This is a genomic window from Ekhidna sp. (assembly GCF_039960695.1).
In the GTDB taxonomy this organism is placed as follows: Bacteria; Bacteroidota; Bacteroidia; order Cytophagales; family Cyclobacteriaceae; genus Ekhidna.
Map to the genome: position 1 here is coordinate 120,925 of NZ_JBDVKP010000003.1, position 22,238 is coordinate 143,162.

General features: G+C 40.8%; 22 protein-coding genes. 11 read left to right on the forward strand and 11 right to left on the reverse strand.

Going from position 1 to position 22,238, the window contains the following annotated elements; genetic code table 11:
* Position 1: 1 nt before the first annotated feature.
* The 6 genes from ABJG98_RS00625 (at position 2) to ABJG98_RS00650 (ending at position 7,594) form a co-directional block, all read left to right on the forward strand.
* The gene (locus ABJG98_RS00625) at positions 2-712 is read left to right on the forward strand and encodes an ATP-binding cassette domain-containing protein (RefSeq protein ID WP_348277511.1); all 711 of its coding nucleotides are present in this window, start codon (positions 2-4) and stop codon (positions 710-712) included.
* A 129-nt stretch (positions 713-841) separates the two neighbouring features.
* The gene (locus tag ABJG98_RS00630) at positions 842-2,062 is read left to right on the forward strand and encodes a DEAD/DEAH box helicase (protein WP_348277512.1); all 1,221 of its coding nucleotides are present in this window, start codon (positions 842-844) and stop codon (positions 2,060-2,062) included.
* A gap of 3 nt (positions 2,063-2,065) precedes the next feature.
* Entirely contained in the window at positions 2,066-3,109 is a 1,044-nt protein-coding gene (locus tag ABJG98_RS00635) for a saccharopine dehydrogenase NADP-binding domain-containing protein (RefSeq protein WP_348277513.1), read from the forward strand.
* A gap of 86 nt (positions 3,110-3,195) precedes the next feature.
* Positions 3,196-4,419 (forward strand): caspase family protein, encoded by a 1,224-nt coding sequence (locus tag ABJG98_RS00640; protein ID WP_348277514.1) that lies wholly within the window; start codon positions 3,196-3,198, stop codon positions 4,417-4,419.
* Positions 4,420-4,544: 125 nt separating this feature from the next.
* Positions 4,545-6,149 carry a hypothetical protein gene (locus ABJG98_RS00645; RefSeq protein WP_348277515.1) on the forward strand — a complete coding sequence of 535 codons (1,605 nt, stop codon included), beginning with the start codon at positions 4,545-4,547 and terminating at the stop codon, positions 6,147-6,149.
* On the forward strand, positions 6,146-7,594 hold the full coding sequence (locus tag ABJG98_RS00650) for a DUF5723 family protein (protein ID WP_348277516.1): 1,449 nt from the start codon (positions 6,146-6,148) through the stop codon (positions 7,592-7,594). The genes ABJG98_RS00645 and ABJG98_RS00650 overlap by 4 nt, the downstream gene beginning before the upstream one ends.
* Here ABJG98_RS00650 and dinB read toward each other — a convergent pair.
* Together dinB and ABJG98_RS00660 are read right to left on the reverse strand one after the other, a co-directional pair.
* Complete coding sequence (dinB, locus tag ABJG98_RS00655; protein WP_348277517.1) at positions 7,583-8,659, reverse strand: DNA polymerase IV; 1,077 nt, start codon at positions 8,657-8,659, stop codon at positions 7,583-7,585. The two genes, ABJG98_RS00650 and dinB, sit on opposite strands and share 12 nt — an antisense overlap.
* A gap of 68 nt (positions 8,660-8,727) precedes the next feature.
* On the reverse strand, positions 8,728-9,417 hold the full coding sequence (locus ABJG98_RS00660) for a CPBP family intramembrane glutamic endopeptidase (protein WP_348277518.1): 690 nt from the start codon (positions 9,415-9,417) through the stop codon (positions 8,728-8,730).
* A 152-nt stretch (positions 9,418-9,569) separates the two neighbouring features.
* Here ABJG98_RS00660 and ABJG98_RS00665 point away from each other — a divergent pair, with 152 nt between their 5' ends.
* Positions 9,570-10,001, forward strand: a complete 432-nt coding sequence (locus ABJG98_RS00665) for a hypothetical protein (RefSeq protein ID WP_348277519.1) — start codon at positions 9,570-9,572, stop codon at positions 9,999-10,001.
* 37 nt (positions 10,002-10,038) lie between these two features.
* On the opposite strand, the gene ABJG98_RS00670 is transcribed toward ABJG98_RS00665, so the two are convergent.
* The 6 genes from ABJG98_RS00670 to ABJG98_RS00695 all read right to left on the reverse strand — a co-directional run bounded on the left by ABJG98_RS00670 (position 10,039) and on the right by ABJG98_RS00695 (position 15,598).
* A complete protein-coding gene (locus tag ABJG98_RS00670; RefSeq protein ID WP_348277520.1) occupies positions 10,039-10,581 on the reverse strand; it encodes a dihydrofolate reductase family protein in 543 nt (180 codons plus the stop codon).
* A 3-nt stretch (positions 10,582-10,584) separates the two neighbouring features.
* Positions 10,585-11,238, reverse strand: a complete 654-nt coding sequence (locus ABJG98_RS00675) for an NAD(P)-binding oxidoreductase (protein WP_348277521.1) — start codon at positions 11,236-11,238, stop codon at positions 10,585-10,587.
* 10 nt (positions 11,239-11,248) lie between these two features.
* The gene (locus tag ABJG98_RS00680; protein WP_348277522.1) at positions 11,249-12,610 is read right to left on the reverse strand and encodes a M28 family peptidase; all 1,362 of its coding nucleotides are present in this window, start codon (positions 12,608-12,610) and stop codon (positions 11,249-11,251) included.
* Positions 12,611-12,654: 44 nt separating this feature from the next.
* The gene (locus ABJG98_RS00685) at positions 12,655-14,268 is read right to left on the reverse strand and encodes a serine hydrolase domain-containing protein (RefSeq protein ID WP_348277523.1); all 1,614 of its coding nucleotides are present in this window, start codon (positions 14,266-14,268) and stop codon (positions 12,655-12,657) included.
* A gap of 89 nt (positions 14,269-14,357) precedes the next feature.
* Complete coding sequence (locus ABJG98_RS00690) at positions 14,358-14,939, reverse strand: helix-turn-helix transcriptional regulator (protein WP_348277524.1); 582 nt, start codon at positions 14,937-14,939, stop codon at positions 14,358-14,360.
* Between the two features lie 26 nt (positions 14,940-14,965).
* Positions 14,966-15,598, reverse strand: coding sequence for a phospholipase (locus ABJG98_RS00695; protein ID WP_348277525.1), 633 nt, complete (start codon positions 15,596-15,598; stop codon positions 14,966-14,968).
* 61 nt (positions 15,599-15,659) lie between these two features.
* Here ABJG98_RS00695 and ABJG98_RS00700 point away from each other — a divergent pair, with 61 nt between their 5' ends.
* Entirely contained in the window at positions 15,660-16,235 is a 576-nt protein-coding gene (locus tag ABJG98_RS00700; RefSeq protein WP_348277526.1) for a porin family protein, read from the forward strand.
* 2 nt (positions 16,236-16,237) lie between these two features.
* Here ABJG98_RS00700 and ABJG98_RS00705 read toward each other — a convergent pair whose 3' ends face one another.
* A complete protein-coding gene (locus ABJG98_RS00705; RefSeq protein WP_348277527.1) occupies positions 16,238-17,479 on the reverse strand; it encodes a DUF819 family protein in 1,242 nt (413 codons plus the stop codon).
* An 80-nt stretch (positions 17,480-17,559) separates the two neighbouring features.
* On the opposite strand from ABJG98_RS00705, the gene ABJG98_RS00710 reads away from it, so the two are divergent.
* Genes ABJG98_RS00710 through ABJG98_RS00720 form a run of 3 tightly spaced genes read left to right on the forward strand, consistent with a single transcriptional unit; the run spans position 17,560 to position 19,437 of the window.
* Positions 17,560-17,691, forward strand: coding sequence for a 30S ribosomal protein THX (locus ABJG98_RS00710; protein WP_348277528.1), 132 nt, complete (start codon positions 17,560-17,562; stop codon positions 17,689-17,691).
* Complete coding sequence (locus ABJG98_RS00715) at positions 17,691-18,374, forward strand: outer membrane beta-barrel protein (protein ID WP_348277529.1); 684 nt, start codon at positions 17,691-17,693, stop codon at positions 18,372-18,374. Before ABJG98_RS00710 ends, ABJG98_RS00715 begins: the two co-directional genes overlap by 1 nt.
* Positions 18,367-19,437 (forward strand): alkane 1-monooxygenase, encoded by a 1,071-nt coding sequence (locus tag ABJG98_RS00720; protein WP_348277530.1) that lies wholly within the window; start codon positions 18,367-18,369, stop codon positions 19,435-19,437. Before ABJG98_RS00715 ends, ABJG98_RS00720 begins: the two co-directional genes overlap by 8 nt.
* On the opposite strand, the gene ABJG98_RS00725 is transcribed toward ABJG98_RS00720, so the two are convergent.
* Positions 19,434-21,713 carry a DUF5916 domain-containing protein gene (locus ABJG98_RS00725; RefSeq protein ID WP_348277531.1) on the reverse strand — a complete coding sequence of 760 codons (2,280 nt, stop codon included), beginning with the start codon at positions 21,711-21,713 and terminating at the stop codon, positions 19,434-19,436. The genes ABJG98_RS00720 and ABJG98_RS00725 overlap by 4 nt on opposite strands.
* Entirely contained in the window at positions 21,694-22,116 is a 423-nt protein-coding gene (locus tag ABJG98_RS00730; protein ID WP_348277532.1) for a TerB family tellurite resistance protein, read from the reverse strand. Before ABJG98_RS00730 ends, ABJG98_RS00725 begins: the two co-directional genes overlap by 20 nt.
* Between the last annotated feature and the right edge of the window lie 122 nt (positions 22,117-22,238).

Consider the following 22,238-nt stretch of genomic DNA (forward strand, 5'->3'; position numbering starts at 1 on the left):
AATGTCGTTTTCTGAAGAACCAATTGTTCGAATTTCCAATGCTTCTGTTTTTCAAGAAGATCATACGGTCTTAAGTGAGTTGGACTTTGTTATAGATAAAGGTGAATTCGTTTATCTAATTGGGAGAACTGGAAGTGGAAAGTCATCCTTGCTTAAAACGCTCTATGGAGATCTACCCTTAAGACTTGGCCATGCCGAGGTTGTTGGTTACCCAATAAGTAGCATAAGGTCCAAAGATGTACCGTTCTTAAGAAGAAAAATCGGCATCATCTTCCAGGACTTTGAGCTTTTTTATGATCGCTCTGTAGCAGAAAACCTCACATTTGTAATGAAGGCAACAGGTTGGAAAGAACCGGCTAAGATGAAGAATAGAATTGCTGAAGTCTTGATGCGAGTAGGTTTAGGTGCGATTTCAGCTAAAATGCCACATCAACTTTCTGGTGGAGAACAACAGCGTGTAGTAATTGCAAGGGCCATGATTAATGAACCACAGATTTTACTAGCTGATGAGCCTACTGGAAATCTCGATCCGGATGTAAGTGATGGCATTCTGAAGTTGTTTGAGGAAATCAATAACAGCGGAACAGCGGTACTTATGGCAACCCACAATCATAAATTCATTGAGAAGTTTCCGCACAGAGTTTTAAAATGTGAAAAAGGTCGAATTCTTGATTCGTCCAAAGAGAAATTTGAACTTAGCGGCTGGTATTAATTTATTTGACCTGTTAGTTCAATTCATTTCTACCGATTTTTTAGACGTACCTTTGCTTTTCATTAGAAATGGTCATAGCATAACAGATCGTTTCGTCAAACCATCTTTATGACATTTAATTCATTGGGTTTGTCCGAACCCCTACTGAAAGCAATCAGTAAAAAAGGATATACAGAACCTTCACCAATACAAACGAAGGTGATTCCCGTTATTTTAGAAAAAAGCGATGTGTTGGCGTCTGCCCAAACAGGCACAGGGAAAACAGCTGGCTTTACATTACCTATGCTTCAGCTATTATCTAGTGGACAGGATTTTCGGAAAAGACCTGTTCGCGCCTTAATCCTTACTCCCACAAGAGAGCTGGCAGCCCAGATCTATGACAATGTAAGAGCTTATTCAGCCTATTTAGACATTCGATCAGCTGTGATCTTCGGAGGCGTGAAAGCAAACCCGCAGATAGCAGCATTAAAAAATGGAGTGGATGTATTGATTGCCACACCCGGCAGACTACTCGATCTTCACAATCAGCATGCGCTTTCACTTCATAAGGTAGAAATTCTGGTATTGGATGAGGCTGACCGTATGCTGGATATGGGCTTCCAAAGAGATATTAATAAGATATTAAATCTACTTCCGCCCAGACGGCAGAATCTATTGTTCTCCGCAACCTTCTCCAAGGAGATAAAGCGACTGGCCAATGCATTTATGAAGCACCCTAAATATGTGGAAGCTACGCCAGAAAATACGACGGTAGAAAAAATAAATCAGCTCGTTCATCGTGTGGATAAGGCTCGGAAGACTGACCTGATCCTTGATTTGATTGCCGGTGGTAGATGGCAGCAAGTCCTTGTTTTCACGCGAACCAAGCATGGTGCCAACCGTTTGGCCGAAAAGATGGTCAAAGCTGACATAAGTGCGGCTGCGATTCATGGAAATAAAAGTCAGGGAGCCAGAACGAAAGCACTTGATGGATTTAAAAAAGGAAATGTAAGAGTTTTGGTAGCTACAGACATTGCGGCACGGGGTTTGGATATACCTTTACTTCCGCATGTTGTTAATTTCGAATTGCCCAACATTCCAGAAGATTATGTACACCGAATTGGGCGTACCGGAAGAGCGGGAGCAAGCGGTATCGCATTGTCTTTGGTGAGTTTGGATGAGCTAGAATATTTGAGAGATATTGAAAAACTAATTGATAGTCAGATACCTACAGAGATAGTGGAAGGATTTGAACCAACTGAGAAGAAAAGTGATTTGCCACCATCCCCAAAAAAGAAGAACTTTAACCGATCACGACCAAAATCAAAGCACAAAACCTTTAGAAGTAAGAAGAAGCCTAAACACAACTAAACGATGAACAATCTCCTTATTTATGGTGCTTATGGATATACCGGGCGGCTTATTGTAGACGAATGTCTAAAGCAGGGAATCAAGCCTATCATTGCTGGGAGAACTCCAGAGAAAGCCATGGCTTTTGCAAACAAGCACGGCCTGGAATATGACGTGTTTGAGGTATCAGAAAAAAATAAGCTGGAGAATTGGTTGAAAAGGGGTGATGTGGTGATCCATTGTGGCGGACCATTCATTTATACGGCCAAAGAGATGCTTGAGGCTTGCATAGCCACAAATACGCACTACCTGGATATCACAGGAGAATATCAGGTATTCGATCTGATAAAAGAGTATGATGATAGGGCTAAGGAAAAGAATTTGATGTTGATGCCAGGTGCAGGCTTTGATGTCGTTCCTTCTGATTGTCTCGCTAAACATCTGCACAATAAACTTCCAGACGCAACAGATCTAAAACTGGCTTTTGTCAGTAAAGGGGCTAAACTCTCGCGAGGGACAGCCAAGACAATGATCGAAAATCTGGGCGATCCTCAAATGAGAAGAAGAGATGGAACTTATGAAGGACTTCCGATGGGAAAGTCTGTACGAGATGTTGATTATGGAGACTTCACTCAACTTTCCATGGGTATATCTTGGGGCGATGTTTCTACTGCATATCACAGCACAGGCATCCCAAACATTGAAGTGTTTTCCGGAACAGATGAGCAACAAATCAGCAAAGTAAAGAAGACGTTGAGAATGTCTTTTATGCTCAAGTCCAGGATGATTAAGAATTTCCTCATTCGCCAAATGGACAAAAGACCAGATGGACCAAAAGAGGAAAGAAGAGAGAGCTCATGTATGTATTTATGGGGCGAGGTAAGCAATGCAAACAAAAGAGTTGAAGCAAGAATAAAAACCCCAAATGGTTATTCACTTACAGCTATGTCATCTGTCTTGATTGCGCAGAAGATCTTTGCAGATAATTTTAAGCCCGGCTTTCAGACACCATCATCAGCTTACGGAGAAGGTCTTATTTTAGAAATAGACGGCTGCTTCTTTTTGTAGCTTCAGATTACATTTTGATCATCTGGGTATCAAGTCTTGATCGAAAGATTTGATCATAAAAGCGTAAAATCTCGTAATTTCATACCATGAGATGTACACTTATCACCCTGCTAGCCACGCTCTGTACCTATACCTATGCCCAATCAGTGGATATCTCTGGAACCTGGCTGGGAACATCCACTTTTCTAAAAGAACATACCCAGCTTAAATATGAGCTAACACAAAAGGATGGTGGGATCACAGGTTTTATCTATGCGAAAAACCTGCAGAAGAATGACTCCATAAAAGCCAGGATCAAAGGCAAGATTAAGAATGGTAAGATTATTCTTGAGGGAGAAGAAATTATCTATCGATCAGGGATGGCTTGCATGGCCAGAAATGAACTAAGCTATCAGCTAAATAATGGCCAAGAAAGCCTCACAGGAAAATGGAAAGGTGACTTAAAGCTAAACACGTGCCCACCCATAGTTTCAGGAACAGTCACATTATTTAAAGAGGTAGTAACCAATGCTTCTTCACTGGCAGAAACAGAAACAGTGGAGACCAAACAGATTGGTGATAAAGACACCCTAGGAAAAGCATTGGTAAATGAGTTGAGCAAAAGAAAATATTATGCGCTCATCATTGGTATCAATGACTACATGGATGATGAGATCCAAGATTTAGATAATCCAATCAATGACGCAGAGCAATTAGCAGGCGTACTTACTTACCACTATTCTTTTGATCAGGAGAATGTGACAGTCCTTGAGAATCCACGAAGAGAAGACATCATCACTGCTTTAGATGGACTAACTAGTCTTGTCACAGAAAAAGACAACTTATTGATTTTCTATGCCGGACATGGAATTTGGAACCAACAATTGAATCAAGGTTACTGGTTACCTAGTGATGCTTCACTGACCTCCAAATCTTACTGGCTTTCAAACAGTACACTTCGAGATTATGTCGGAGGGATAAAGTCGAAGCATACACTGCTCATTTCTGATGCGTGCTTCAGCGGAGGTATCCTCAAAGAGCGAGCAGTATTTGGCAATAGTCGAGCTATATTGGAAGTATACAAGCTTCCCAGCCGAAAGGCGATGACAAGTGGAACGCTTAAAACCGTTCCAGACGAAAGTGTATTCATTGAATATTTGCTTAAAAATTTGGTAAATAATCAGGCACCTCTGCTTTCGGCAGATCAATTATTTAGACACTTCAAAACTGCGGTAATCAACAATAGTCCAAATGGCCAGGTCCCTCAATACGGACCGATCACACAGGCAGGTGACGAAGGAGGAGATTTTATTTTTCTGAAAAGACAATAGTGGAAAAAGAAATTCATTTTTCTTTGCACTCATCACTCCCACAGTTTTAGTAAAACCGCATGGTTCTGATTTATCAAGCATCTAAGTACTAGGTGCTATTTTTTGTATTAAGCGAATTTTAAAAAGTGAGTAAGAAAAACAAAATCCTATCGGCCTTGTGTGCTTTGGGAATAACCGTCAGTTGTGAATTTAGTTCCATAGAATTGGACAAAATACAAGGGCCAACGCTTAACAATTCCTTCGCTTTCAACATTGGTAACATTAAATATACTGTTGGAGAATTGGTAAATGATCTTGAAGATGAGACACTTGAGGTTGTTGAAGGTGGCGATTTATCACTCTCACTTGTTTATAGAGATACTTCTAAGTTTGACGACATTAGTTCTTTTATATCGATTGGTAACATTGCCAACACAGACAGCTATTCACCATTTGGTGCAGATATTCCGGCAAGTGGCTCGGCCACAGTAGTAAATGTTCCGACAAAGAACTTTGAATTTGAGTTTAACCCTGATGGTGGTGAGCAAGTTGATTCAACCTATTTCAAAGGAGGGATACTGCAGTATACGTTATCATCCGATTTTGATGTCCAAATAGACTACACATTCACGTTGAATGACGTACAGAATTTAGAAAGTGAACCGATTGTGTTTACACGTACATTACCCGCGGGTTCGTTACAAGATTTTCAATCCAGATCTCTGGATGGATTAAAGAATGTATCGCGAAGAGAAGGCTCCTCAAATATTTTCAATGTTTCACTGGATCTAACATTCCATATTCCTGCTGGAAAATCTATTGATGCGGCTAATGAAATGACTCTGGAGCTTAAATTCGTCGATTCTGAATTTTCGGCAATTTTCGGCAATTTCGGAACAGATCCAGTAGAAGTACAGAGAGATAGCATACTCATCTCTGCATTTGATGAATTCAATGAAGGTGGGCTTGCATTTAAAAATCCATCGATCACTATGGATTTCAAGAACACTTATGGAATTGAGTTAGGTATTGAATTGGGCGGTGTAGTAGCCGTCAATTCTGATGATACAGAAAAAACGCTAACAGGTGATGTAGTGACGTCACCACAGTTTGTGGAAGCACCCAACAATACTCAATTGGGCGAATCAATTTCATCATCTTTCAGCATTGACAACACCAATAGTAATATTGACGAATTACTAAATACAACTCCTAATAAGATCATCTTTGATGTAACAGCTATTCCCAATACAGCTGGATCTGACAATCTCAACAACTTTTTGTTCGACAGCAGCTACCTGGAGATAATGTCTACGATAGAGATACCACTGGATTTTCGAATGGATGGGTTTTCCAAGGAATTCGACCTGTCGGTTTCTGGTTCTGATCTGGAAGATGCAGACTCTTTGAAAATCAACATTGATGTCATTAATGAGATTCCATTTGACGGACTTCTCGATCTTTCTTTTCAAGATTCGGAAGGCAATGTGCTGTATTTATTAGAAGAGATAGCTGTAATAACAGCTCCACCAATTGGTACCGAAGGAAGAGTCGTAGAGCCCATTTCAAGCAGGTCTTCCATAGCGCTGAATGAAGAGGGAATTGAAGCATTTCTTCAATCGTCCAGCGTCATCGCTACAATGAATATTTTCACTTTAGGCAATGAAGGAGGTGATTTTGTAAAAATTTTCTCTGACTATCAATTGGAAATTTATTTATCGGCAGAAGGAAAGGTTAGCGTAGACTTATGAGAAAAATTGTAACATTATTGATCATTATTCTTTTGGCACATATCACCAAAGGCCAATCTGATTTAACATTTTATCATCTGGGAGCCTTGACACCACAGTCAAACCTTAATAATGCTTCCTTCTTTCCGGATGCGAAATTCTATTTCTCTCTTCCAGGTCTTTCCGGCTTCAATGCTAAGATAAATAGTGAAATCAGCTACAATCATTTGATGCGGCCAATTGAAGGTTCTGATTCTGTAAAAATGGATTTGCAAGGTGCGTTAAGTAGCTTAAAACAAGGAGATAATGTGCGATTCAAGGGAGACGTTTCCCTCTTTCAGTTTGGAATACGAAGCGGACATAGAGCATTTACCCTTTTCGCTAATGTTCGGTATGGTGGAGGATTTAGCTATCCGGTTAATTTCTTAAACTATTTTGTCTATGGCAATGGCAACTTCATTGGTCAGCAAATTGAAGAAAACCAGCTCAAAGGTGGAGGTATTGCTTACCATGAAATTGGACTTGGATATTCTCAAGACGTAGTAGTTATGACAGATAAGTCGTTACGCTTAGGTGTTCGGGTAAAATATCTGAATGGAATAGCCCATGCAAGTGTTGCAGACAATGCGTCCATGACAATGTTTACTGATCCAGCTTCTTATGACATTAATGTGCAATTCAATGGCGCCACCATTCGCACAGTAGGTTTTAATGAACTTAAAGGTGATGATCCTGTAGGATACATTATGGGGTTTGGTAATAATAAGAATAAAGGGTTTTCGATTGATTTAGGAGCTGAAATGAGCATCAATGACCGACTCACAGGATCAATTGCAATTAATGATCTTGGATTTATCCATTGGAAACAAGATATCGAAAACTACACGCTTCAAAACAGTGAGGTAACACTGAGTGGCTTTGATGATGTGGATGATATTGACTTTGCTGAGGTATTGGAAGATAGCCTGGATGCATGGACAAAACATTCAACGGGACAAAATTCATTCAAAACACCCATAGGAGCGAGAGCGCTTCTGGGCGCCAATTATAAGCTAAATGAAAATGGATATGTATCTGGAACCTTGGCGTACAACCAAACTTCATATAAATCATCTGAGATTGGTTTTGGAGTGGGATACACGCATCAATTTGGAAAGACACTGACAGTCTCAAGTACGGTATCAAAAGATCAGTTTAGACCTGTAAGAGTGGGAGGAGGATTTGCTATCAGAGTAGGCTCTTTGCAGTTGTATGGAGCTTTTGATAACATTCTCAATGTGGCAAGAAAGGCTGGAGACCTAACTGGAGTTGACGCACGAATTGGAATCAATTTTCTGATTGGAAAAAGCAATACTGGAAGGAAACAACTAGAGAAAAAGGAAAAAGAGGAGTTAAGCCCGTTTCCACCGGAATACGACTTGGATCATTTATTGGATGATTCAGATGATGGAAATTCAAAACTCTAGTGTAAGCTGACTGGGCTTTTGGGGTTCTTCATCTTTTCTGAAATTGGAAATGCCGACACCAATTAGACGAATGCCATCATCATTAAGTAAATCTTCTGTCATCAGCGAAAGCGCAAGATCTACAAAGGGAACTTCTTCATTTATTCGCTGCTCCAATGTTTTACTTCTGGTGATTTGACGAAAGTCTGCGTACTTAAGCTTGATGGTGATCGTGTGACCATCACTGGCTTTACTTCGCTTATATCGATCGAAAGAAATATGAGCAATGCGGTCTATCTCAGTTCTTATATCCGCCATGTCATATAAGTTGTCCTCAAATGTTCTTTCTGCACTGACCGATTTAGTCTCTCTCACTGGCTGTACACTTCTGGTATCTACACCTCTGGAGATGTTGTAGTAGTACTGGCCGGACTTTCCGTAGCGAAGTTTGAGATCTTCCAACGTCTTCTTTCGTAGATCCTTTCCTGTAAAAATCCCTGCTTTCACCATCTTTTCAGCGGTCACTTTTCCGATTCCATGAAAGCGGTGAACTGGCAATGATGCTACGAAATCTTCTGCTGTGTCTGGAAGAATTACGTATAATCCATCCGGTTTATCCATATCAGAGGCTGTCTTGGCCAAAAACTTATTGTAGGAGATTCCAGCAGAAGCAATTAGTCCCGTTCGTTCCTTGATCTTCTGCTTGATCTCTTTTGCGATTAGGGTAGCAGAGTTCAATCCGATCTTATTTTCGGTTACATCCAGGTAAGCCTCATCCAGTGACAGAGGCTCCACCAAATCAGTATATTCAAAAAAGACTTCTCTGATTTGATTGGAGAGTTCTTTGTAGCGCGGAAAACGAGGAGGTACGAAGATGAGGTGCGGACATTGCTTGGCCGCTTTAGCTGACGGCATGGCTGATTTCACGCCAAACTTACGTGCTTCGTAGCTGGCGGCAGCTACAACACCTCGTTGCGAATTGCCTCCAACAGCAACCGGCTTTCCTCTCAGTTCTGAGTGGTCGAGCTGCTCAACTGATGCATAGAACGCATCCATATCTATATGTATGATTTTGTGATGATCCACAATGTTGCTTCGTGTAGCAAAGAAATAACATCCGATGACAACCTTATGTCACTGCGAAATTAGTTGTATCACAATTTGTCCATCATCGATAGGGTATTAAGAATGATGTGAGCAATGATTAGTGGCCATAGGTTTCGACCGGTGATCACGTAAACGATTCCAAAAACTAAACCGATCAACCCTGTAGTCAGCGAGCGCTCAGATAAATCATACGAATGACGAAAGCCAAATATGGCCGCTTGCAGGATGACAGCTAAAACTGCAGAGAATGGCACTTTTGAAAACAGCGAATCAAAGCGATTGAGAGAGAACCCTCGATCCTGGAGTTCCTCCAGAAAAGACTCAATCCACACTGCTGTAAGAATAGAAATTACCGTAGAAATTGTACGTTCCGCATTGCTCATGTTTGTGCTTGCAGGTGATTCACCACTTGCAGGAAACATGTCAGCGATGAAAATTTGGAAGACAATAATGGTAACAACAGTGCCAACTAATGTCACCACTACAATGACAAGCAGTTTACCATAATTTTCTGGCTTGGTCAGTCCTAAATCTTTCCACGATTGTTTTCTGTAATACAGCAGAATTGTAGCCAAACCCACAGTCGAAATGGACTTAAAAAGCCCATTGCCCCAAAACCCAAGGCTTTCAAAGTAAATAGTTCGAACAAAGAACATCAGGCCGAGAAAGAGCATGAGATCTATCAGTGCTGCTAAGGGACTTATTTGATTGGTTGGTTGATTCGTTAGGATTTTCAAAAATTTAGAATTTTATGTGAATGGATGATTGAATGATTAGTGTCTTTAGATGCGCGTTTATTACGCAGAGTTACATTTTTGTTTGACGTATTTATCCAATGTGTAACCATTACGAAACAGGGCGGTATTTCAAATAAATAAACTGACTCAAGATGAAAAAATTCACATTACTAGTTCTGGTTGCTGGAATCTCATATTACGGATTTGGACAAGATGCCGAAAAGGAATCTAAAAAGGCCGGCTTAAAAAAGATTGAAGGGGTGTCGCAACTATCCCAGCTTTCTGAGCTCTCAAAGCTTTCTGATTTATCACAACTTTCAGAATTATCAAACCTCTCAAACCTCTCAGAAATAGCAGAACTTGCTGAACTTTCAGCTTTATCAGAGCTGTCCTCTTTTGTTGAATTATCAGCTCTGGCTAATGAAGCATTGCTGGTTGATCTATCAGATTTGGAAGTGGAGCTGAATGAAGATATGATGGAGCTATTGGAGGACTTTGGAAATCAGGCTGAGCAGGTCGATTTTAATGAGATCAGCGAGAAGGTCAAAGAAGCGATGAAGGAGATAGAAAAAGAAAAAGAGTAAGGTGCAGCAATCAAGTCTGGCGAAGGTCAGGCTTGGTTCACCTACTTTTCCTCACAAAATGATTCTGCACCAACTGCCCAAAGTAGACTTTGGATTCCACCAACTCGAATTGTAGTTCGTTGGGAAATGCTGAAAATAGGGAAGGGCCTCCACCCAAGACAATCGGAAAGGTGGTGATGATCATCTGGTCGATCAGGTCTTCTCGCAAAAAACTTTGAATGGTGGCTCCACCGTCGATGTACAACCTGGTATATCCTTTTGCATGAATCTGTTCAAGAACTTCTGACAAAGCTCCACTCACAAGAAATGCTTTCCCTTGATGGCTTTCCGGAATCTTTTGAAGCTGATTGCTCAGTACAAACACTGGTTTTTGATAGGGCCACTCCACATCAAATCCAAGCACTGTTTCGAACGTGTTTCGTCCCATCACGAGTGCATCGATATCATTGGTGAAGGTGTAATAACCCATGTCTTCGTTCTCTGGAATTGGGATGGAGTCGAGCCATGCGATACCATCATTCCGATCGGCAATGCGCCCGTCCAGACTCGTGGCGATGTATACACTGTTCTTCTTTTCCATGATTTAATCCTTAGAGATGACTACTTTTTTACGAATCAATCTATCTGATTTAAGGCAATCTACAAGGTATTGAGCTACAGAGTGACGATTGATTGTCAATCTCGGTTTGTGTTTTCCATCAAAAATTTCCCTTACAACCTGGGACTTCCTTGAATTTGTTAAGCCAACAGGTCTGACAATTGTCCAATCCAACGTTGAGTCTTGAATTATTCTTTCTTGTCTCTCATGATCTGCATATGAAGCCCCAATGTTACTAGTGTCAATGAGCCATCTAAACCAGCGAGGTAGATCTTTTCTTGTTTCTGCAACCCCCCAGGCTGAGCATACAACCAAACGTTTAGTGCAGTTGAATTCAGCAACCGGAATGAGTTGTTTCATAGTTTCGGAAAGAAAAGCCTTGGGTGTTCTCAGACCTGACCAGGGGAAGTCAGACTGGCGAGAAATATTCAGCACACTTATCACGGCATCACATCCGACAATCGCTCTTTCTAAATCTTCTCGGTTACTTGCATCTCCTTCAAATAAAGTTACTCCATCCTGCTTAGCTATACGCTCAGTATTTCTGGCAAGGCAGTGAACTGGGAATCGATTCTCTAGTAACCTCTTGAGCACAAGTTGTCCTGTTCGTCCAGTGGCACCGAGTAGAAGGAGTTTCATTACATAATCATTATTTCAACCCCTCACGATCCAGCAGATACATCATCGCACTCATGCTTGCGGCACCGAGCTCCAGTTCACGTTGGTCTACTGCTTCAAACACATCGGCTGGCGTGTGGTGATAGATGAAGTACTTCTGGGTGCTTGGTCGTAAGCCAATCAACAAGGTTCCCTGTGAACGCAGCGGACCAATATCTGCACCACCACCGTTTTGATCAAAGTCCCACACCCGGTAGGGTAGGAAGTAATTTTTCCATTGTTTGATTTGTGCTCTTTGCTCATCTGTACCTGAAGTAGAGAAGCCTAACGGCTGGAAACCTCCGGCATCAGATTCAATTGCGGCTATGTGCTTTTCTCCTTTTTCTTTGGCTACGCGAGCATACTCTCTTCCTCCGCGTAAGCCGTTTTCTTCATTCATCCACATCACAGCTCTCAGCGTCCGTTTAGGTCCAATTCCCAGTGCTTTAAACAACCTAACAGCTTCTATCGCTTGTATACATCCACTGCCGTCATCATGCGCACCTTCGCCTACATCCCAGGAATCGAGATGCCCGCCCACTGCGATGATTTCATCCGGAAATTCCGAACCGCGAAGTTCACCTATTACATTGTAGGATAGCACATCGGGTAGCTGCTTACAATGGGTTTCGATATATACATTTAACGTTTGTTCTTTCAAAACCCGACTCAGCTGGTCTGCATCATTGGTACTTATAGCAACTGCTGGTATTTGATTGATCAAGGCTTTGTATCTCAATGATCCGGTGTGAGGGATGTCGTCTTGTCGGTTTGTGACTGAACGTATGATAATGGCTTTGGCTCCATACTTAGCTGCTTCGGAAGCCCCAGACGATCGCTGAGCAACCGCACCTCCATACGCACCAAATGTGTTAATGATAGTCGGATCCATTTGACCATTATAAAATACAATCTTACCTTCTACTTTTTTGCCCAGTTCATTCACCTCATCTATACCGCTGACTTCTATCACTTCAGCCAGAACACCTTCGGACCCGGTTCCAACGGAGTTGCCCAACGCCAGCGCATTCATCTCATATGTGCCATGCTTGTCCGAATTGATCGCGCGAACAACTTCTTTCTTACCTCGTACCCAATGAGGCACCATCACAGGTTGTAGATACACGGTATCGAATCCGTAAGACTCCATGAGTTGTTTGGTGTATTCAACGGCCGCTGCTGCTTCGGGTGATCCTGACAAACGATTGCCAATTTCCTTACACAACACGCGCAGGTCTTCGTACACGCGTCCCTTGGTCAAGGCTTCATCATAGATTTGCGTGATTTGTTCAGAGTGATCCTGTGCGATAGTTAAAACAGGGAGTAAGAACAGAATGCTAAGTATTCGCTTCATGCTAATTGGTTTTAGCTGTGAATTTAGCTCAAATGTTGTTTTATCTAGCTTCGAGCTTTTGACAGGTTTTTCTCAAACACTTCAAGCGATAGGTCATTTTGCTCCCTGGCTAGTTCGACAGCTTTTTCAAAGTATTGAATGGCTTCAGACTTTGTACCACACGCTAGAAGGCCTTCTCCAAGGCTGTCCCAGACATTGGGTGAATTGGGATTACGAGCTGCATTTTCACGGAAAAAATCTACGGCTAGTTCACAATTATCTTCCAGCAGGCCATAAGCCAATCGATTGATGTTTCCTTCACTAGGATCATAATCTTCGAAATATGCCAACTTTATGCTATCTACTTTTTTGACATTCCCTACCTCGCCATACAGATACATCAGATGTGTAATGGAGCTTTCTGAAGGTAAGACATCATAGCCTGATAAATCAGAGAGGGTATTAAAGTAGTGGTTGAATGCCGAAATTCCACCTGCCCCTTCGAATACTTTCAGGGAGCTACGGTCTGGATACCCTTTCATTCGGAAAGTATCTGGCAATTGGTGTGTAGCCAGATACAACTGATGGATCAGCTCGGTGTCTTTTATGGGATTTACATTAGCGAGAAAGATGATAGTGGTACCATCTTTAAATAAGGTAATGGAGGACCTATGACCGAAAAGTGCCCCTCCATGTGTAATCATCCTCGCGTTGGTATTTCGTTCGATCAATTCGTCCCAGTTTTTTATCCAACCATAGCAATAGCCTTGCTTATTTGCTGTTAGCATTTGCTCGGTCAATGATTGGTTTAACAAGGTGTTGTTTTTGATGGCTTCACTCCAAACGAATAAATCCTCAACAGTAGAATGCATACCCCCGGTGCTGTACTTGTTGGATTGATCTCTGAATTTCACGTTTTCGAATTCACCTCCATATTTTTTAAAAAGCATCATGAATGTTTCATCTTCCACAAAAGCATATCCTTTGGCAGTTTCTTCTTTTATGTATGCATTCGTTGCGAACCCGGTGTTCCCCATACCCAGAGGTTGAGTGATTTTTAGCTCGAGAAGCGAAGCATAGGAAAGCCCTGATACTTCTTCCAAAAGAGCTCCCAATAGCATATAACCCAAGCTGCTGTAATGAAAGGTTGTGCCTGGTTCATCGATTAAATCTACTTTACTAACTAGAAGTGCCAGCTCTTTGGGTGTATATGCTGTTTCCGCAAATTCATCCGAATTAATTACTGATCTGAATAATCCTGGATAATGTGGTAAGCCTGATGTGTGTGAGAGAAGTTGATGAATGGTAAATTGATCAGCGAAGGACTCTGGAAGGTAGGAGAGATGTTGCGACAAAGGATCAGATAATTCAATAGTACCATTTCCTACCATTTGCATCACAAGCATGGAAGTGAATTGCTTGGTAATGGAACCAATTGGAAACCGAGTATCTATTTGATTTGGAATCTCATTTTCCCGATCGCTGTATCCATATGCGTGCTTGAAAGCCACTTCTCCATCTTTTGCTATGAGAACTGCTCCTGTGAATGGACTGTTGATCTTTCTTCGTCCATTTTCAGCATATTCTTCCAGCAGCTCATGAGGAGAGTGAATGGATTCGCTACACGAAGTGAGAAGAAAGAGAATAGAGAGAAAGAATGTTGTAATCTTATTAGTCATTTTAGTTTTTGATGTTTGGAACAAATGTATTTTCCATACATCGCTAACCTTGCGACATTCCTACGTCACTCTTATGTCATTTGCTTAGATTAAAAAAAATCAGGGGTTTTGGGGAGAAAGTCAGCATCTTCATCAACTATATGTCTGGTTGACTTGGAGACCACAGAAATGTTCCAAATGAGGCAAATGATAAGCGCAATGAAAGCCCAATAATGTCCATCACCAGCTGTACCGCTGATGAGATTGGAAATAAATACAGAGCCGAAGAAAATGAAAATAGAAGAGAGTGTCCAGATAATTTGAAAGCTAATCACTTTGCCTGCATTGGATTTTAGTGTGGCAAGTTTTTTACTTAATTTCCAAATCAAAAATGGTACAATAAGATTAGCGAAAGGTATAATTAGAAGCAGAAGTATTGATAAGTTCATTCGCTTGATTATCTGGATCTCCCACCGTATATCAACCTCTTGGCTCGGATTTACAAATTCATTGAAATCTAGCTCCAGTACATCACACAGAATTTTCAAAGTAGAAGTACGTGGTATTAAGCCTTTTTCAATGCGTTGAATGGTGCGTAGCGAAATATTTGAGGTATCAGCTAGCGCATCCTGAGAAAGTCCCTTGGCTGTTCGTGCTTCTTTTACCTTGCTTGCTAAACCACCTATAATCATGCAGAAGTATAACTTATTTAGCGCAATTATATGGAATTTAAAATGCTAGGTATCACCCGATGACCACCTTCGTACCAATGCAATTCTGGCTCTTTACTTAAGGCTTTTCGCACAACTTCATTCTGTTGAGGTATCATTTCATCTTTAAAGTAAATATCCTCCTTGCTCGTATAGTAATGAATCTCTTCTGTGCCAGATAGATAAGTCCAATCCGCAGGATCTGTATCTGGTGGAAATGTGCCTGCCCAAATGATCATCTGGTGAAAAGGAATCTTTGCATGTGCAGCATAACGTCCCATCGTGGCTGTGCCTTGGGAGAAACCAAAATAGATGAGTTGCTTATCTGAAAGGTCTCCAATCTTCTTTAGGAGAGCATCTATATATGCATACTGATTTTGTATTTCAGTTAAGCGATCTTCTTTAGTCATCCAGGATGCACCTACTCTGCCATATACACCATCCAGATAGTACTTAGACAGGCCCTGAGGCGCTACGATGAAGTTTTTTGCAGGATCCAGGTCTTTAAATTTTTTAATAAAATGCTCTGCCAATTGACCGTATCCATGAAAGACCAGCCAGACTCTTTCGGTCTTTTCAGTCAATTCATTTAGTGTATGGTAGGAAGCTTTAATTAAGACATCCAGATGATACTGCTGCATAACTGATTTTAATTTAATTTTATTAAAATATGTCAATACTCACCAATTAAGTCATTAATCAATGAAAAATCTATTACAAATTCTCCTTTTTGGAATTGCACTTTCTGGGTTTTCACAAACCATAGGAATTAAAGGAGGATTAAATCTCGGCAAAGAGAAAGCAACAGCGAGCGGAATTACAATTACCAGTCAAACAAATACGTCTTTTATGGTTGGTTTATACAGTGAATATGAAACATCAGAAGACCTCTTTTTTTCACCGGAGTTAATCTTTTCAATTGATGGAGGAAAGTTTGAATTTTTCGGCGCTTCGGCAACAGATAGATTCACATATATTTCTGCTCCGTTGTTGATGAAGTATTATGCGACTGAAAAATTCAGCCTGCATGCCGGTCCACAGATTGGTGTCTTGCTAAAAGGAGAATCAGAAGTCGATGGAATGAAAGAAGACTTTAAGGAATTTGTAAAACCTCTCAATTTAAGTTTCGACTTTGGAGCTGAAGTGCACTTAAGTGCACTTAATTTTGGATTTAGATATGTTTTAGGCTTGTCTAACCTTAATGATGCTCCCGACCTTGATGGTAAGATCCGCTTGAATTCGGTCCAGATATATTTAGCATTTCCTTTAACCTTTTAGCACTACCCCGCTACCATTTGCATCATCAATCCACATAGGTAGGCACCATAGGTTCCGAGGACATAGCCCAATACAGCCATGAGCACTCCGACTGGCGCTAAAGAAGGATGAAATTCAGTCGCTATCACGGGTGCTGAAGCTGCTCCTCCAACGTTGGCAGTACTGCCAACGGCAATGAAGAAATATGGAGCCTTAATCAGCTTAGCTACAATTGCAAGCAATAGCACATGAAAGAGAATCCAGGTGATACCTAAAAAGAAGTAGCCCGGATTTGAAAATATGGCCAAAATATCCATGTTCATACCTATGGCAGCAACCAGAATGTAAATGAATGCTCTCCCAATCCGGGAAGCTCCCACTCCTTCAAGTTCGCGAGCTTTCGTGAATGAAAGAATGACTCCAAGCGTCGTAGCGATTACTACAAGCCAGAAAAATCCAGAGGTCAGGCTATATTGTTCAAGCGCTGGAAACTGTTTTAAGAATGGAACAATTAAGTCGGAGCAGAAATGTGCAAAACCAGTACAGGCAAACCCTACCATTAACACTTTCATCAAATCAGTAAGATTTGGAATCTTGGCCACACTTGCCTGGTAGTCTTCCATTTTTTTCTTCAATGACTCAATGGCGGAAGAATCAGCCTTAAGCTTCCGATCAATAATTTTAGTCACAGCAACTCCTGCTATAAGTATACCAAGCCATGCATTTCCAACAATAATGTCGACGGTCACCATGGTAGAAAACAGCTCATCACTTACATCAAAGACTTCTTTCATAGTCGCTTGATTGGCTCCTCCACCAATCCAGGAACCAGCAATGGTGGTCATGCCTCGCCAAACTTCATTTGGAGCGACTCCTCCAACCAAATCAGGGGCAATCTGTGAGAATATCAAAATGGTCAAAGGTCCACCGATCATTATACCAACCGTGCCGGTAACGAACATGATTACAGCTTTAGATCCTAACTTTGCAATCTCCTTTAAGTCGACACTAATCGTCAAGAGTACCAAACTGGCCGGTAGAAGGTATCTGGAAGAAACGAAGTAGATATTTGATTCAGAAGGGTCAATTAATCCAACAGCCTTCATGAGTGAAGGAAGAAAATAGCACACAAGCAGTGCGGGAACGTAGGTGTAAAACTTTTTCCAGAATGGATGATCCAACGATGAAGTATAAAATACAGCTCCAAGCATGAGCATAAGTATCCCAAAAATTACGGCATCATTTGTGATGAAAGGCTGTTCCATGGTTTTTTGAATTAGATTCAAGAATAATCATATTCCTTGAGCATAACCATCTTTATTTTATTTTTGAAAAAAATACGATTATGGGAAAAGGAGATAATAAAACCAGAAGAGGAAAGATTTCTAAAGGTACATATGGAACTTCAAGACCCAGAAGTGCCAATAAGAAGACAAATACCAAATCTGTGAAAAAGGCGGCTAAAAAGAAGAATTAATGAGGATTATATGGCTAATCTGCCTTGCATTAACGATTAATGTAGGAGTAGGGCAAACGACATATGTGGGAGTGAAGGCGGGAGGCCATGTTTCATCTGCGTTTATCGAGCACACAGTTTTTAATTTAAACTTGAATACCACATTCTTACCAGGGGTCAATAGTGGTGTTTTTGTGAAGTATCTTCCAAAACCTGGAAGCGCTTTTCTGAACTCCGGTGTGCAGTTTGGAGTGAATTATGTGCAGAAAGGCTGGAAACAAACATTTCTCACCGATGAGCCAAGCTATACAGCCCGTATGAATTATCTGGAGATTCCCCTTGAAGGATTTGGATACTTTGGAGGGAATAACAAATATTTCATTTCAGCAGGTTTGTATTTGGAAGTTTTGATGAGTGTTGATAAAGATACTGAACCCAATAGCACCAATACAGGTGGTGCAGATTTTTATACGTATGATGAAGATCGAGATCGTGATATAGGATATGGAGCACGATTAGGCGGGGGAATGTTTAGAGATATATCCATAGGCACCTTTCAATTAGAGGGATTTTTTAGCTACAGTTTCAGTAACTTTATTGATCCTGGAGATCTAACCACAGAGACACCAGATTTATCCAATCACTGGATTGTGGGATTCTCTGTTGGCTATATGATTTCCTTTGGAGGCAACAAGAATGAATAAAGAAAGATTAAGCTCACTGAAATATATGAATGTGCTGGTGCTACCTGCACTCGCATGGGTCAGTTTCAACACGTATGGATGGGTTACTTATCTTCCACTTATCCAATCGTTTGTATTTGTTCCTTTGCTGGAGTTAGCATTTAAACCCAACCCGGAAAACCTTACTTCAGCAAGAGAAGAAATCCGAAAAAAAGATCGAATATTCGATTGGCAATTGTACATCATGGTTCCCATTCAATTTGTGTTGCTGGCTACGTTCTTGATCTCCATGCAAGAAATAGGGTTGACGCTGCTGGATAAAATTGGTCGTATTTCGGCCATGGGGCTTATGTGTGGAGTAATAGGCATTAATGTCGCTCACGAACTTGGGCATAGAAAGGAAAAGTATGAACAATTTATGGCTAAAGCACTTTTGCTTACTTCGCTTTATATGCACTTCTTTATTGAGCACAATCGTGGACATCATAAGAATGTAAGTACCAAAGAAGATCCATCGTCTGCGCGGTATGGTGAAATGTTATACGCATTCTGGATTAGGTCTGTCGTATTTGCATATTTATCAGCATGGAAGCTGGAAGCTGAGAGACTAAAGAAGAAAGGAAAATCTCCCTTCTCTTTTCAAAATGAGATGTTACAATTCCAATTGATTCAAATAGCTTTTACAATTGGTATAGGTATGTTATTTAGCTGGATTATTATGGGTTATTTCATGGTAGCAGCTATGATAGGATTCTTATTACTGGAAACGGTTAATTACATTGAGCACTATGGGTTGGAGCGTGACCTTAAAGGAGAGGCTTACGAACGAGTAATGCCTCATCATTCCTGGAATTCTGATCACAAGATTGGCCGCATTATTCTCTTTGAACTGTCCAGACATTCAGATCACCATTACATTGCAAGTAGGAAGTATCAAATACTAAGGCACATCGATGAAAGCCCTCAGATGCCAACGGGGTATCCCGGCATGATGATATTAGCTACCATTCCTCCGCTATGGTTTTCGATCATGAACCCTCGCATTAAGCGAATAAAAGAAGAAGGACTAGCTCAGGCAGCTTAAAGACTCAACCAATAATTGATCTTGAAAACAATCGCACGATTTCGAGTTTGGAATCCATCGGTAATGTAATTGTCTGTGTAGACTAAGAATACATCAGATACCGGTTTAAACCTCCATTGAAAACGAGTGTTGTGACCTAAATTTTCACTTTGAGAGTTATACTGGATGAATGTGGTGAAAAACAGGTTATTACTTAAAGTAACATCCAATCTTGGCCCAATTAGATACAGGTCAGCGTCGCTGTAAGGCGCAGGTAAATTTATTCGGTTGTATTCCCCATTAAGCTCAATCTGCATGATAGGTGGTAGCCTGAACGTAAGACCCAACTCAGCATTGAAGCGTTTACCATTGAAAAACCCTCCATTTCTAATAAATGCTCGCACAATGAAATTTTTCCTTCTGTCCGATCGATAAAATATTTTGTAGCTCATCCAACTATGCTCCGTGTTTTCGGAGAGCTCTAAACCATTGTCTGAACCAGAAGGATCAAATGTAGAAGTAAGAGAAACAAAATTCCAGTTGGCTCCAATCTCCAGATAAGTAGTATTTAAGAATGAGAACTCATAGTCCAATCCAGCATCGTTATCTAATCGATCCCAATCATTAGTAAGAACTCCACCAAAATCCAGATTAGGGCCGTGGCGTTGAAGAATATTGCCGTTGTTAGTAAAGAAATTATATTCTGTCCCGATACCGTAATTTGTTACTCCCGGTCTAGGCACGAAACCAACTTCAGCATTGTGATTTTCGCCGATTCGTTGGAAGTTTGTTCGCACACTGAATTCTGGCTTTTGATAGCGTATGAAGGCGCCAGTGGCATACTTTTCATCCGAACTTTGGTCGGGATCCAATGATCGATGATAAAAAATATCACCTTCCCAGCTATTGTCCACCGTTGCCAAGTTATAATCCAGACCAAATACATAATTGTACTCACTAAGTGTAATTAATGTATCCTTAGCAAACAATTCATTTCCAAACTGATCTTCTAATTGCCCTGTATTTGCCAAGGTGGTAGAATCGTACTCAACAGCTGAATTACCCAGATTATTTCTGCCTACAAAAATGGCGCTCAACCTCGATCGATTAAATATTTGTCTTTCAAGAACAGCTACAGAATAATTTTGTGCAGGAGATATTTCAGTGGCTGTTGCATCTTCATTGGTTACCATGTTTAAGGCTCCGACACGCCATTTACTTCCAATCTTACCGCTCAGTCTTGCGCCCGCAATAATTGGAACGTTTCTTCGTGTATCACCCGATCCTTGAATACCAATCCGCCTGGAAAAGAACGGCCGGGATCTTCCAAAACCTCCTTCTGCAAACAAATCCTGGTTTTCTAAAAAAAACTGCCTTCTCTCCGGAAAGAAGATTTCAAAACGCTGGAGGTTGGTAACTTGCTGATCAACTTCAACTTGGGAAAAATCTGGATTGAATGTAAGGTCTAAGTTAAGTGAGCTGGATATTGCCACTTTTGCATCAAACCCCGCTTCCAAATCAGATTGTGTAGGCTCATCCCCTTCATGATTTTTACCTGCACTTGCAGCGATGTATGGAATTAGCGTGACATTAGATCCCGCAGACTTTGGTGGAGAATCCCAATTTAGCTTGCCAGAAAATGTCATATTACTTGGTCTGAAACCTTGAGGAACCTGAATCCAGGCACTTTGTACATTGCGCTTCAGATTATTCCGCAGAACCTGCATATTCCATTGCGGTACGTTATTGTATCGAATGGTTTTAAATGGAATTGAAATTTCTGCAGACCAGAAGGTTTCGCCCCTATATACCTGACTGTGCCATTTATTGTCCCAGTCGTCTCTTACCTGACCACCAAGCAAGACGAGTCCCTCACGCTGGACATTATTAGGTGTCACCTGGAAAGTAAAGCCATTGGTTTTATCATTATATGGATCTATGTAAACAGCAACATTGTCATTAGAAGACCAATCGAAATCCCTTCTCAGAGTAGTAGAGATGTAATCCCCCGACTTATAATCATAACAGATAATCCCAATTATTATGGCCTTATCCGTATAGGTAATCATGAATTGGGTACTATCTTCTGCCAAGGTGTTATCTGTGGGAAAGGTTTGAACAAAACCACCTCCACGAGGTAATCTGGACCAGATACCTTCATCCAATTTGCCATCTATCTCAATAGATTCATCTGCAATCCTTACTTCATAATTAACCCCATCGGGCGTATTTTGAGCGTCGCAGGTAAACCAGAAAACAGATAGAATAAATAGAAGTTTACTCTTGGTTTCGTTCATCCAAAGGGATTAGATGCTGGTCAGCAATTGATCTTAAGAAGTTACGATTAGAGTTGATACTTGGATCTTTATATATATATGCAGAAAGATCGGCAATTACTCCTGGCTTGTAGCCAAGATTCAAAGCAATCTTCTCACAAAATTTAATCTCATTGGAATGCACCTTTCCATCTGCTTTCATCATTCTAATGATGTTGAAAAGGTATGTGAATTTTTCATCCGGTGGTAAATCTTTCAGCTTAGGAATTGGACGTGGATTATTGATAATTTCGGCAGTCTTTTCTTCAGACACACCAAGCCCATCAGCAATAAACATTATTAGTCTAAATTCCTCTTCAGCAACGACATTGTCAGCTTTTGATAAGTGAGCAAGTATGCTTATTTGTTCTTCATGCGATAACATGGCGGAAATTTAAGTTAAAAACATCAATAGCTGGATGGTCTTATACAAGTGGTTAAAAAAAGATAACAAAATTTTACTTCCACTTGTTTTTTAAAAGTAAATACAATTAGCTTAGCAGCATA

Bases quoted from the DNA above. Each gene is read 5' to 3' on its own strand.
- ABJG98_RS00690 (WP_348277524.1), bottom strand. From the start codon at position 14,939: ATGATTATAGGTGGTTTAGCAAGCAAGGTAAAAGAAGCACGAACAGCC.
- ABJG98_RS00730 (WP_348277532.1), bottom strand. From the start codon at position 22,116: ATGTTATCGCATGAAGAACAAATAAGCATACTTGCTCACTTATCAAAA.
- ABJG98_RS00640 (WP_348277514.1), top strand. From the start codon at position 3,196: ATGAGATGTACACTTATCACCCTGCTAGCCACGCTCTGTACCTATACC.
- ABJG98_RS00705 (WP_348277527.1), bottom strand. From the start codon at position 17,479: ATGGAACAGCCTTTCATCACAAATGATGCCGTAATTTTTGGGATACTT.
- ABJG98_RS00685 (WP_348277523.1), bottom strand. From the start codon at position 14,268: ATGACTAATAAGATTACAACATTCTTTCTCTCTATTCTCTTTCTTCTC.
- ABJG98_RS00700 (WP_348277526.1), top strand. From the start codon at position 15,660: ATGAAAAATCTATTACAAATTCTCCTTTTTGGAATTGCACTTTCTGGG.
- ABJG98_RS00695 (WP_348277525.1), bottom strand. From the start codon at position 15,598: ATGCAGCAGTATCATCTGGATGTCTTAATTAAAGCTTCCTACCATACA.
- ABJG98_RS00710 (WP_348277528.1), top strand. From the start codon at position 17,560: ATGGGAAAAGGAGATAATAAAACCAGAAGAGGAAAGATTTCTAAAGGT.
- ABJG98_RS00680 (WP_348277522.1), bottom strand. From the start codon at position 12,610: ATGAAGCGAATACTTAGCATTCTGTTCTTACTCCCTGTTTTAACTATC.
- ABJG98_RS00665 (WP_348277519.1), top strand. From the start codon at position 9,570: ATGAAAAAATTCACATTACTAGTTCTGGTTGCTGGAATCTCATATTAC.
- ABJG98_RS00715 (WP_348277529.1), top strand. From the start codon at position 17,691: ATGAGGATTATATGGCTAATCTGCCTTGCATTAACGATTAATGTAGGA.
- ABJG98_RS00725 (WP_348277531.1), bottom strand. From the start codon at position 21,713: ATGAACGAAACCAAGAGTAAACTTCTATTTATTCTATCTGTTTTCTGG.
- ABJG98_RS00670 (WP_348277520.1), bottom strand. From the start codon at position 10,581: ATGGAAAAGAAGAACAGTGTATACATCGCCACGAGTCTGGACGGGCGC.
- ABJG98_RS00625 (WP_348277511.1), top strand. From the start codon at position 2: ATGTCGTTTTCTGAAGAACCAATTGTTCGAATTTCCAATGCTTCTGTT.
- ABJG98_RS00675 (WP_348277521.1), bottom strand. From the start codon at position 11,238: ATGAAACTCCTTCTACTCGGTGCCACTGGACGAACAGGACAACTTGTG.
- ABJG98_RS00635 (WP_348277513.1), top strand. From the start codon at position 2,066: ATGAACAATCTCCTTATTTATGGTGCTTATGGATATACCGGGCGGCTT.
- ABJG98_RS00650 (WP_348277516.1), top strand. From the start codon at position 6,146: ATGAGAAAAATTGTAACATTATTGATCATTATTCTTTTGGCACATATC.
- ABJG98_RS00720 (WP_348277530.1), top strand. From the start codon at position 18,367: ATGAATAAAGAAAGATTAAGCTCACTGAAATATATGAATGTGCTGGTG.